This window comes from Rhizobium sp. WSM1328 (assembly GCF_057653715.1).
Genome location: NZ_CM172788.1, coordinates 1,936,375 through 1,948,835 on the forward strand (window position 1 = coordinate 1,936,375; position 12,461 = coordinate 1,948,835).

Here is a 12,461-nt window from a genome sequence, read left to right on the forward strand (position 1 = left end):
TCTTGAATCGATTTGCCTAATCGATCTCCGGCGATCACTGCAACGAGGACAAGTCAGTCGAGAAACGGCAGGACGACGAGCGTGCCTGGATCGAGGTTGTGGCGGATGCACACATCCTGTGCCAGCGTGAAATACCGTTCCGCCTCGTCCATGTCGTCATGCTCAAGGCTGAGTGTCGCCAATCCATCATAGCACGGAAAGAGCAGTTGCGGTTCATCAATTTCCTTCGCAACCTCAAGGGCTTCTTCGTAATACTTACGAGCTAGCTTTGGCTGCCCGTGGCATTGATGAATTTGGCCCAGCACGATCAGCGGCACGGAGAGATGGTCGCGCTGATCGAGCGCCCGGTCGATTTCGACGGCCTTTTCCGCAGCCGGTACACCCTCAGCGGCGCAGCGATCGGTGAAGGTGCAGCAGGCAACTGCGAGGTTGGCGAGAAGCCGCGCCTGGAAGCCGAGATCGCCGATACGGGTCGCAAGCTCCAATCCGCGCCGGCAGATCTTGATGGCGTTGGCTGGATCAACAATCGTGTAGAGAACGCCGAGATTGGAATAGGCGCGACAGGCAGCACTTTGCAGATCGGCTTTTTCGGCGACCGAGAGGCTGCGCTCCACTTCCTGCACGGCCTCGCGGCGACGTCCTAGCCGCGCAAAGGCCGCACCCTTGGTGTTCAGCGCCTCCGCCATCGCTCGCGCTGTCTCCCGTCCGGCCTCGGTCGTCCCGTCGATCGGCAGCGTTTGCAGGCATTGAAGTGCCTGCGTCGCCCACTCGGCGGCAGCGGCCTGATCCCCCATGCGGAAGGCCAGATGGCCACGCTCCTGCAGGACATGTGCACGTTCGACCGGCGCATCGATTGTCGCGATTATCGCTTCGGCTTCGGCCAAATATGTCTCCGCTTGATCGCGGCGTCCTGCATCGAGATGCAAACGGCCGACCTTGCGCAATATCCTCGCTGCGGCAATAGGGTCGTCTTTGGTGCGGTGGATCGCAAGCGCCCGCTGATAATGGTTCAAGGCGGCGTCGCGCAGGCCGGCGGGGCCGCAGAGATCGGCAAGGCGCTCCAAGAGCGCCAGTTGTTCCGGTGTCACCTCCGCCTCGTTTGCGAAGGCCGCAAGGGCCTGACGGTAGAGGCGCATTGCATCGTCATTGGCGTAGGCCTTGCGCGCCAGATCACCCGCCGCCATCAGATAGGTGGCCCCTTTGGCCTTTTCGGTGGTCAGGCTGAAGTGATGGCCGAGCTGCGCCAGGTGCTCGGGCCGATCGGGCGCTGCGCCATATTGACGTTCCAGAGCCCGGCCGATGCGTTGATGAAGCTCCATGCGCCGTTGCAGCAGGAGATTATGGTAGATGACGTCGTGCATCAGTGTCTGGCTGAAGCGATATCCCGGCGATCCGCCGGCATCGGGCCCGCGCAATTCCTCGATGATATTGGCATCGCAGAGATGATCCAATGCGGCATCGATGGCGGCTGGGTCGGTGGCGATGGTGCGGAGCAGGGCGGTATCGAACTTCGGGCCGACCACCGCCGCCTCTTGCGCCAGCCGTCTGATGTCCTGCGGCAGACGATCGACGCGGGCAAGCAACAGGGCTTGCAGGTTCACCGGGATATCGACGTCCGTGTCTTCCGCTGCGACATGCCAGCGCTGGCCGTCATTGTGCAACGTGCCCATGTCGATCAGCGCCCGAAGGATTTCTTCGATGAAAAGCGGATTGCCGCCGGCGCGGTCGAGGATACGCTTGCGCATCGTGACCGGCAACTTGCCTTGATCCTCGCCGAAAAACGCAGCAAGCAGCTTCTGCCCGTCGGCCGCAAACAGTGGTGCAAGACGCTGCACGGTGACGCTGACACGATTGGAGTCCAGTGGGTCGGTCTGCGATGTCGGCCGGTAGACCGCCAGCAGCATCAACCGGCTGCGCTCCAGCCGGTCCATCATGAAGCGAAGCACTTCCAGTGAGGCGGCATCCGCCCAGTGCAGATCCTCGATGACAAGCAGCAGGGGACCTTGCGCCAGCCGCCGCTCGAAGACGGTGCGGACGCCATAGAAGATCTGCCGCCGCAACTGCTCCGGCTCGATGTACCGCAAAGCGCCATCGGGATCGCCGAGACCGAGGACATGCAGAAAGAGCGGCAAAAGTCCCTCGACCTCCTCCTGCGTCAGATCGAGCGCGCGGAACCCCGTTGCCAGCAGTTGCCGCGCCCTGTCGAGATCGTCCCGCTCGCCGATGCCGTAGGCGCTACGCACGACCGCGCCGAGCGTGCCATAGGATTGTTCGCCGAGCGGAGAGCAGGTCGCTTTGCGGATGGCGAGGCCCTGGAAACGAGCGGCATTGCCGGCGATTGCGACGAATTCGTTGACCAGCCGAGACTTGCCGATGCCGGCTTCGCCGATCAGCCGGACAAGCTGCGCCGCACCGCCGCAGGCAAGGTCGAGGCATGTCAGCAACCGCGACATTTCCGTATCCCGTCCGATCATCGGTGCCTGAAGGCCGAGACTTTCGAGCCCGCGCGCCGTATGCGGCGCTTCCGACAGCCCTGTCAGCCGGTGGACAAGGACGTTGCCGCTTTTACCCCGCAAGGTCTGCGCGCCAAGACTGTCGAAGGCAAAGGCATGGCGGGTGAGGCGATAGGTCAGCGGCCCGACGAGGATATCGTTTTCGCCGGCCATGGATTGCAGGCGTTGAGCGGTGTTCACCGTGTCGCCGGTCACCGAATAGGATTTTGTACTGACCGCGCCGAAGCCGCCGGTGACGACGGGACCGCTATTGATACCGATATGCAGGCGGAGCGGCACGCCGGCGCGGGCGTGCCAGCGCTCGCCGACCTCAGTGGCCCGACCGATCATATCGAGTGCGGCCCCGAGCGCCCGGACCGGATCGTCCTCATGAGCGACCGGCGCGCCGAACAGCGCCAGCAGCGCATCGCCGACGAACTTGTCGACGAAGCCGCCATAAGCCTCGACCGCCTGGGTCATCTCTTCGAACAATTCGTTCTGCAGTACCCGCATGACTTCAGGGTCGATCTGCTCGCTCAGAGTCGTGAAGCCGCAGAGATCGGCAAAGAGCACGGTCACCGGCCGCCGGTCGGCATCGCCCTCTGATTGAGGTAGCGCCTCGATCTTCGGCTTCGATGCGGGTTGGACTTTGCCCGAAATCGACGCGCCACAGCTGGGGCAGAAGGCAAAATCGGGCTGACAAGCATTGCCGCAGGCGGCGCAGGTGATCGGTTGCCTTGCGCCGCATCGCGGACAGAAAGCAAAACCGCTCTGAATATCGAACCCGCAGCCGCTGCACTCCATCGGACGCATCTCACGAAACCCCGATGTACGGCTATTTCAGCCGCAACCAGCAGGCCTCAGACAGGGGACAAGCATGAACCTGCTGCCCCAGGCCCGCAAGTACTAAACAAGTGGCGGATCTGGCGACAGCTTCGGTAGCTTGAGAACGGTGATCTGCGGGCTGCAGCATCGCACGGCTTGCTTTTGGCGTGTTCGAACCGGCCGCTACTGCCGATCGGTGCCGGCGAGCCTCGCGACCCGGCAGTGAAGGAGCACCGGCCGGTCCGTGTCGATCATCTCCTCGATCCTGGCGTCGAGTTCGGTAGGGCTCTCGCAACGAAGGCCGACGGCGCCATAGGCTTCCGCGAGCTTGGTGAAATCGGGCAGTGAGGCCGAATAGGAGCGCGATCGACCACTGCCATCCGGCACTTGACCCCATTCTCGCGCCATGCCCGGATGCTCATCGCTCAAGATGAAGATCTTGATCGGCGCTTGATGCTGTATCGCCGTCGACAGCTCTTTCATCGTCGTTTGCACCGAAGCGTCGCCGGCAATGTCGATGACAAGGCGCCCAGGATTTGCGAGCTGCACGCCCAGCGCGGCAGGAAGACCGAAGCCCATCGCCCCCAATCCACCTGACGTAATCCAGCGATTGGGTTTGTCGAAGCCGAAGAACTGCGCCACCCACATCTGCTGACCGATCTCCGTGGCGATGATGGGGTCGTGCGGCTTTGTCAGCGCATGCAGACGCTCCAGGGCATGTTGCGGCATGATTGCATGGTCCAGCCGCTCGTAGGAAAACGACTGGTGGGCTCGCCAATGATCGATCTGCAACCACCACGCCCGCAACCGCTTCTGGTCGGGGACGGTGGAAAGCGACCGCCAGGCATGGATCATGTCCGCCAGCACATGCGCGGCGTCGCCCTGAATGCCGATGTCGACAAGAACGCGTTTGTTGATCGACGAGGCATCGATATCGATCTGGATCTTCTTCGAGTGAGGCGAAAACTCATGCACGCGCGAGATCGCAAGGTCGTCAAACCGCGCGCCGATGGCGATCATCAGGTCGCAGTCGGCAATTGCCATATTGGCTTCATGCGATCCGTCCTGTCCGGCGACCCGCAGCCAGTTCGGCCCGGTAGCGGGGTAGGCTCCAAGCCCCATGATGGTGGACGTTACGGGAAAGCCGGTTAGGTCGACGAACTCGCGCAACAATCGCGATGCCTCCGGTCCGGCGTTGATGATGCCGCCGCCGGTATAGATGATGGGGCGTCGGGCTTCGGCCATCAATGCGACAGCCGACCGGATCGCGTTCTGATCGCCTTGCATTGCCGGCTGGTAGCTCGGCAGCGGACCTACCTTGTCAGGTGAGACGTAGATGCCGCTGGCAAACAGCACGTCCTTTGGCATGTCGACGAGAACAGGGCCGGGCCGACCGGCCGCCGCGATCCGGAAAGCCAGATGGATCGTTTTGGCCAGATCGTCGATGTGTTGGACCAGGAAATTGTGCTTTGTGCAGGGGCGGGTGATGCCGACCGTATCGCATTCCTGAAAAGCGTCCGTGCCGATCAGACTTGTCGGCACCTGGCCCGCGAGGCAGACGAGGGGAACGGAGTCCATAAGGGCATCCTGCAGCGCCGTGACCGCATTTGTAACGCCTGGTCCTGATGTCACCAGCATGACGCCGACTTTTCCCGTCGAGCGGGCATAGCCCTCGGCTGCGTGTCCGGCGCCTTGCTCATGGCGCACCAGGAAATGTTTGATGTCCTCCTGTTGGAAGATTTCGTCATAGATCGGCAGCACCGCGGCGCCTGGATAGCCGAAAATGTGTTCGACACCGTTGTCGCGCAGCGCTTGCAGAACGATCTCGCCGCCGTTCATGCGACGATCAGAGGGGTTGTTTAGAGAAGAGTTGGCTGTCTCGCCGGTCATATCTGGGTTCCGTCGTGAGTGAGGTGATAGTTGCGACGGGGCATAAAAAAAGGCCCCGTCAGGGACCTGTTTTCGGCGCATGGGTGGCTATTGCCGGACGATCAGACCGTCCTGCCCATGCGCGATATCACGACTACGAGAACCATTGCGATTTTCATGGGCGATAGAGCTACCTCCGAATCTACACGTCGTCAACGACGTCTCTGCGTAGATTGTATCTGCAGTTGAGAATATTTGAGATCGGTAGGGTAGCCAGTGACGAGGCAAGGGCAGGGGCGATCCGTTCGCCAGCCTATCTGGCCCGGCGCGAACCCAGGTTCTATGACGAGGTATGGGCGCCATCGAGGATCTGCCGCGCCTCGGCCCGCGGCGCGGCGACGGAATGACGCTTAACGAGCGAGCATTCGAGCTTCGCGATTGGATAGCGCTTGCCCGGTATACTTTCCGGGTTGAGATGTTCGATCGCCCATTGCCCCATGGCAAGATGTGGAAGGACCGAAGTCGTCAGCGGCGGTACGAGATGTCGTGAAATTTCTTCGTCGTCATAACCCACCACCGACATGTCCTGGGGAATGCGAAGCCCTGCATCCTTGAGCGCTTCGTAGCACCCGATGGCAGTGCGGTCGTTCTGGCAGAAGATCGCGGTGGGCGGCTCTTTCAGAGCAAGCAGTTTCATCGTGGAGGCATAGCCGGCACTGGCCGACCAGTCGCCTTCAATGACCAATTCAGGATCGAAGGGTATATCGGCGGTCGCCAGGGCGCGGCGATATCCCGTCAGCCGGTCCTGCGCAGCCTGCATCCAGATTTCGCCGGTGATCGTCGCGATGCGGTGGTGTCCGTGCGTGATCAGGTGCCGGGTGGAGCTCTGCCCTCCGGCGATCTCGCTCGGCACCACGGCGGGAAAGGCATGGTCGGCCGTATAACAGTTCAGCAGGACCGTCGGGATGTTGAGCTCGCAGACATAGGAGGGAAGCTCTACCTGGCGGGTATAGATCGTCATATAAATGAGCGCCGATATGCCTCCGCTCGTCAACGCCTCGATTGCCTTCGGCTCCATGACGGGATCACTGAGCGTCTGGGTTACCAAAAGGACATTGCCGGCGTTCCAGGAGGCTTGCCGCGCGCCTTCGATCGCAACGATCGCTTCCGGGCTGGTGGCGAGCTGATCGACGGCGAAGCCGATGACGTTGTCCAGTCCCGAATAAGAGGCCTTCGTCGCGTAGGTCTTCTCCATGTAGCCGAGCTCGCGCGCCGCCTCCCATACGCGATCGCGCGTCTGCTGGGAGATACGGGTGCCGGGCGTGTCGTTGAGGACGAAGGAGACGGCCGCCTGCGAGCAGCCAGCTGCGGCGGCGATATCCATCATCGTCACACGCACAGGCTTATTCCTCTTTTGGGTCTTGGGTTTTCGCATTCGTGGAAACTGTCTCTGCTTCAGATAATGGGGCAGGGTGATTGATTGTCGTTTTCTGCTAATAGTATTAGCATCTATCTGAAAGCGTTGGCAATTGCATGAATTGCTTCAACACCAGCGGTTATTGGCAACTTCCAGTACGAAATTGCAGCCCTGACCACTGGGCGATGAAATGTTTCGATCTGCATTGATAATACTATTTACTAATTAAAATTCTTGTATACCGTCAGGGAGCGATCGGAACCTATGCCACTCGTCGCTTTGCGACGGCCCTGGGAGGGGGCGCATCCGGCCGGCCGTAAATCGGAAACGGGCCCGTGCAACTGCGGCCCCTCGGGAGGTGTATTATGAAACAGCTGAAACGCAATGCAGCCTTGTTTTTCGCCGGGTTGATGCTGAGCGCGGCGCCGATTGCCGTATCGCATGCTGCCGACAAGCCGACACTTGCATTTGTCGTCAATGGCGCATCCGACTTCTGGAAAGCCGCAGAGGCGGGCGTGAAGAAGGCGCAGGGCGAGATGCCAGACTACCAGATGGAGCTGAAGTATCCTGAGCAGGCATCGGTCGCCGTTCAGCAACGGCTTATGGAAGACTTGGTCAGTGCCGGCGTCAAGGGGGTGATGGTCTCCGCGGTCGATCCCAAGACCCAGACGGACGGCTTGAACAAGATCGGCTCGCAGACTGCTCTCTTCACGACCGATAGTGACGCGCCGCAGACCAACCGCGTCGCCTATATCGGCTCGTCTAATATCGATGCCGGCATGCAGGCCGCCGAGATCGCCAAAAAGGCGATGCCTGACGGCGGCAAATGCATCGGCTTCGTCGGCCTGCTCGGCGCCGACAATGCCAAGGAACGCATCCAGGGCATGAAGGACGGCCTGAAGGGCACGAAGATCGAGCTGACGGATGTCCGCGGTGACGATATCGACCAGACGCGCGCAAAGAAGAACGTCGAAGACGCGCTGGTGGCCAGCCCGGACGTCACCTGCATGGTCGGCTTCTACTCCTACAATACGCCGCGCATCTATGAGGCGCTGCGCGACGCCGGCAAACTCGGCCAGATCACCGTCGTCGGCTTTGATGACGATCCGATCACGCTCGGCGGCGTCAAGGAGGGCACGATCGCAGCGACCGTCGTGCAGCAGCCGTTCGAGTGGGCCTATCAGGGCATGAAGCTGATGGCGGCCTATCTCAAGGGCGACAAATCAGGCGTTCCCAGCAACGGCTTGATCATCATCCCGACGGTGATCATCGGCAAGGATGACGTTGACAAGTATGCCGCCAGCCTGAAGGCTATGTCTGGAAAATAACCCTCCTTCGCGGCGGCGGCACTTGCCGCTGCCGCGACTGACGTGTCGTGCCGACACAGCATTAGTTGCCATGGACAGGCGATGAACCACAGCTCTGACATCCCGTCACCGGACCCGCTTGCAACCCCGTTCCTTTCGCTTTCCGGCGTTGGCAAGACCTATCCGGGCGTCGTTGCGCTTGAGGGCCTGTCGATCGACATCATGCCGGGCGAGGTCATTGGCCTCGTCGGCGAGAACGGGGCTGGAAAATCGACCCTGATGAAGATTCTTGGCGGCGTGATCGCACCCGACCGAGGCACGATCCTGCTCGACGGCACAGAGCTTCGCTTCCTCACTGTGGAATCGAGTATCGCATCCGGCATCGCCTTCGTGCACCAAGAACTCAATCTCTTTGAAAATCTCGACGTTGCTGCCAATATCTTCCTGGGCCGCGAACCGCTCAAGGCCGGACCTTTCAAGCTCGTCGATCGCGATCGGCTGCGAGACATGGTGAAGCCGCTCTTGAAGCGGGTAGGGGCTCATTTTTCCGCCGACACACCCGTGGCATCGCTTTCCCTTGCCGAGCAGCAGATGGTGGAAATCGCCAAGGCGCTATCCATCAACGCCAGGCTCGTCATCTTCGACGAACCCACGTCCAGCCTGCCGCTGGCCGAAACCGAGCGGCTCCTGAGCATTATCAAATCGTTGAAAGCGGATGGCATCAGCGTAATTTTCATCTCGCATCGCCTCCACGAGGTTGAGCGCGTCGCAGACCGGGTCATAGTCCTGCGCGACGGCACGCTTGTGGGCACGCTCGCCAAGAAAGACATCGGCCACGACCAGATGGTCAAGCTGATGATCGGCCGGGTGCTTGCGGCCCGGACCGCAAAACCGCAACGCTCGGCTGGCTCGGTCGCGCTGAAGGCAAGCGGCGTGCGCACCGAGGCCTATCCCGCCCGCCCCGTTGATCTGGAAATCCGGTATGGAGAAATCATGGGGCTTGCAGGGCTCGTTGGGTCGGGCCGCACCGAGCTTGCAAAAGTACTCTTCGGCATCGACCGGAGCTACGGCGGAGCCATTCTGCAGGACGGGCGGCAAATTGCGATCAGGTCTGCCCGGGACGCCGTCGCTCGTGGCATTTTCCTGGTACCGGAGGATCGCAAGCGCAACGGCATACTTCTTGATTTCCCGATCGCCCAGAACATAACCCTTGCCGATCTCCCCAAGCTCTCCAACCGCTTCATGCTTTCTGCCGAGCGGGAGAGGGGAGCGGCCGAAAAGCAGCGTGTTCGCCTCGGTATCAAGGCGCCGTCGGTTTCGACGCGAACCGGCACTCTGTCCGGCGGCAACCAGCAGAAGGTGGTGCTTGCCAAATGGTTGTCGATGAGCCCGAAGGTGATGATCTTCGACGAGCCGACGCGCGGCATCGATATCGGCGCGAAGAACGAGATCTACGGCCTGATGCGAGCGCTTGCCGATGCCGGAGTCGCCATCCTGATGATCTCCAGCGACATGGAAGAGGTGATCGGCGTTTCCGACCGCATCGCCGTCATGCACGAGGGCCAGATCGCCGGCATATTGGAAGAGGACGAAATCAGCCAGGAAAGTGTCCTTTTGCTTGCTGTCGGCAAAAGGGTAAAATAGCGGCTGCGGCCCATAAATAAGTATCGGGGGATGGATCTCGAATGATCAAAAAAGATCTCGGACTGCTGCTTTTGATCGTCGTCGTCGGCATCGTCGTCGCCATCATCAACCCGCGCTTCCTCCTACCGATCAACCTGGCCAACACCGCCAACTTGATCGGCCTGTTCGGCATCCTGTCGATCGGCCAGGCCTTTGTCATCATTACAGGCGGTATCGAGCTTTCCGTGGGCTCGCTCGTTGCGCTTCTCGGTGTGCTGTTCGTCGATTTCATCGCGGTCCAGGATATGTCATGGATGCTGGCGCTGCCGTTCATTCTCGCACTCGGCGCGGTCATAGGCGCCGTCCACGGCTGGCTGATCACCCGGCTCAACCTGCAGCCCTTCGTCGTCACCCTCTGCGGCCTCCTGATTTATCGTGGGGCAGCGCGCTTCTACACGGCCGACGGAACGGCGGGCTTTGCTTTCGGCCAAAATTTCCCAGACCTCGAATTCCTGACCGCCGGACGGTTTTACGGCGTTCCCAACACCTTCATCGCACTCGTCATCATTGCCGTGGTCATGTGGATCATGCTGCATCGCTCTGTCTTCGGGCGTTATCTTTACGCGATCGGGAAGAACGAGGAGGCAGCCCGCTATTCCGGTATCCGTACCGGCCGCATGATCATGTCGGCCTATGTCATCTGCGGGCTGCTGACGGCGCTTTCGGCGATTTATTTCGCCATGTACACGCGCTCGATCTCGCCGGCGAGCCATGGCCAGTTCTACGAACTCTACGCGATTGCCGCTGCCGTACTCGGCGGCTTTTCGCTCCGCGGCGGCGAGGGGTCGATCGTCGGCGTCGTGCTGGGGACGGTCCTGCTCCAGGAGTTGCAGAATCTCGTCAACCTACTTGGTATTCCCTCGTCGTTGAATTTCGCTGTCATGGGTGGCGTGATCCTCATCGGCGTCCTGATCGACCAACAATGGCACGCGATCCGCGCAAAGCGCCGCCTCGTCTTTGCCGCCCGGCAGACCGAAACCCGTCTTTCGAACGAAGGCAGTTTGCCAGTGGTTGCCAATCAGGACTAGGTCAGTGGATGGGGCCATGCGTGTCGTGATCTTGCCCCGTTGAGACAATCCGTTTCAGGAGGGCAGCATCCGGCCATTCGCCAACGAGCGATCTTGCGGCGTTCATCCATATCGATCTGGGAGTAGGTGCGCTTCATGTCTCGTTCCTTGCAGGGATAAACCGTTGTTATCTATTGCAAGTCGCACTTCATCCTTGAACCCACCCCGGCTACATACATTGTGGCGGGGAAGTTGGAATGTCCGTTTGTGTGCAAAGTAGAAGTGTCACTTTGGGCGCGTCTTCAGCTATTTAGAAATGCGACACTCGGCATGTCCACTTGCGCTAAGGCAAGCCCCCGACCAGACCGGCTGGACCCGGTTGCAAGGGAAGGGAGGGGGCGGGTGAGATGCTCCCTTCGGCTTTAGCTTTGACAGTTGGAGCAGCCAGTCATTCCGCCGCATCGAGGTCAGAGAGCGCTTGTCGCCGTCGGGCAATGACGGCGGGATCGTTCATGAAATCCGTCTTCCGACCCGGCTTGCGGCCCCGCGGCGTGTAGCCATTCTTCTCGCTGTTGGTCCTGACCTTGGGCGCCGGCAGTTGCTCCTGACGCTCCTTGATATAGGCCAGGACATCGCCGAGCCGCTTGTTCTCGGTGATCGCCGCATGCGTCACCCGCTGGTCCTGGTCGAACGTCTTGTAGGGCAGGGAATGACCTTTCCAGCGCACGTCCAGCCGGCCATCGGCATAGGCATAGGTCTCGACATAGCGGCCAACCAGGCCACGCGTCACATCACTCTCTTCCAGCATGATCCGCTGGCGCTCGAACGAGAACGTCAACTGCGCCCCGACATAGCGCTGCTCGCGCTTGCACAGGATCTCGCTGAGCCGGTCCGGCGCCAGATTCAGTGGCCGATGCAGGTCTTCCGACCGGGCAGGGGCAATCGCAAAGCGGGCATTGTAGTCTTCCATGAAGCCAGGCAAAAACGCATTGCCTGCCGCCATGCCGGAAATCCCCGCCAGCCGCAGTTCCTTGACCAGTCGATCCTGCAACGTCCGGTTCATCCGCTCGACACGACCCTTCGCCTGGCTCGAATTTGCGCAAAGAATCTCGATGTTTAGCTCACAAAGCGCCCGCCCGAACTGGGTCATGCCCTGGCCACCCTTGGCCTCCTTCTTCGCCACCCGGAACACCGAATGCTTGTCGGAGTAGAAAGCCACAGGCGCGCCGTGATCGCGCAGGTAAAGCGCCAGCGCCTCGAAATAGCTGAAGGCGCTTTCCGAGCGCACGAACCGCAACTGCATCAGCTTGCCCGTCGCATCGTCGACGAACACCAGCAGCGAGCATGGATCACCGCGGTCCTCGAACCAGCGATGCTCGGACCCGTCAATCTGCACCAACTCGCCATAGGCTTCACGCCGCAAGCGCGGCTGATGAAACGTCCGCCGCTGCTTGCGCGAGAGCCACAGGCCCGCATCCACCATCCAGCTGCGCAACGTCTCACGCGACACCCGCAACCCATCGCGCTCGGCAAGCTTCTCGGCCGCCAAGGTTGGTCCGAAGTCTGCATAGCGTTCGCGAACCAACGTCACGGCGTAATCCCGAACACCGTCGCTGATCCGGTTGTTCGACGGTCGGCCGATCGCCTTGTGCCGGATCGACGCCGCACCACCCGTGTTGATCCGCTCCAGCAGACGACGCACCTGGCGCGTACTCAGATCAAGCACATGTGCCGCCGACACCATCGTCATCCGGCCGGCGATCACATTCGATAGAATCTCGATCCGCTGCAGATCACGCTCGCTCATCGCAATCAGTCCCATCCGCAATCTCCCAGGTCATCAAACAAGGGGAGAGTGACA

The 12,461-nt window shown here is 60.9% G+C and carries 7 protein-coding genes and 1 pseudogene; 3 read left to right on the forward strand and 5 right to left on the reverse strand.

The window, feature by feature from the left end; all coding sequences use genetic code 11:
- Positions 1–53: 53 nt before the first annotated feature.
- From AC2444_RS09970 to AC2444_RS09980, 3 genes are all read right to left on the reverse strand, one after another.
- Positions 54–3,296 (reverse strand): adenylate/guanylate cyclase domain-containing protein, encoded by a 3,243-nt coding sequence (locus tag AC2444_RS09970; RefSeq protein WP_012757471.1) that lies wholly within the window; start codon positions 3,294–3,296, stop codon positions 54–56.
- A gap of 204 nt (positions 3,297–3,500) precedes the next feature.
- A complete protein-coding gene (ilvB, locus tag AC2444_RS09975; RefSeq protein ID WP_012757472.1) occupies positions 3,501–5,207 on the reverse strand; it encodes a biosynthetic-type acetolactate synthase large subunit in 1,707 nt (568 codons plus the stop codon).
- Positions 5,208–5,526: 319 nt separating this feature from the next.
- Positions 5,527–6,621 (reverse strand): LacI family DNA-binding transcriptional regulator, encoded by a 1,095-nt coding sequence (locus AC2444_RS09980; RefSeq protein ID WP_041935526.1) that lies wholly within the window; start codon positions 6,619–6,621, stop codon positions 5,527–5,529.
- A gap of 347 nt (positions 6,622–6,968) precedes the next feature.
- Here AC2444_RS09980 and AC2444_RS09985 point away from each other — a divergent pair, with 347 nt between their 5' ends.
- The 3 genes from AC2444_RS09985 to AC2444_RS09995 all read left to right on the forward strand — a co-directional run bounded on the left by AC2444_RS09985 (position 6,969) and on the right by AC2444_RS09995 (position 10,621).
- The gene (locus tag AC2444_RS09985) at positions 6,969–7,931 is read left to right on the forward strand and encodes a sugar-binding protein (protein ID WP_012757474.1); all 963 of its coding nucleotides are present in this window, start codon (positions 6,969–6,971) and stop codon (positions 7,929–7,931) included.
- Positions 7,932–8,012: 81 nt separating this feature from the next.
- Positions 8,013–9,554, forward strand: a complete 1,542-nt coding sequence (locus AC2444_RS09990; RefSeq protein ID WP_012757475.1) for a sugar ABC transporter ATP-binding protein — start codon at positions 8,013–8,015, stop codon at positions 9,552–9,554.
- Between the two features lie 41 nt (positions 9,555–9,595).
- The gene (locus AC2444_RS09995; protein ID WP_012757476.1) at positions 9,596–10,621 is read left to right on the forward strand and encodes an ABC transporter permease; all 1,026 of its coding nucleotides are present in this window, start codon (positions 9,596–9,598) and stop codon (positions 10,619–10,621) included.
- A gap of 68 nt (positions 10,622–10,689) precedes the next feature.
- Here AC2444_RS09995 and AC2444_RS10000 read toward each other — a convergent pair.
- Together AC2444_RS10000 and AC2444_RS10005 are read right to left on the reverse strand one after the other, a co-directional pair.
- Positions 10,690–10,758 (reverse strand): annotated as a pseudogene (locus tag AC2444_RS10000) (integrase catalytic region); the annotation flags it as partial.
- Between the two features lie 290 nt (positions 10,759–11,048).
- A complete protein-coding gene (locus AC2444_RS10005) occupies positions 11,049–12,422 on the reverse strand; it encodes an ISNCY family transposase (protein ID WP_012757477.1) in 1,374 nt (457 codons plus the stop codon).
- Between the last annotated feature and the right edge of the window lie 39 nt (positions 12,423–12,461).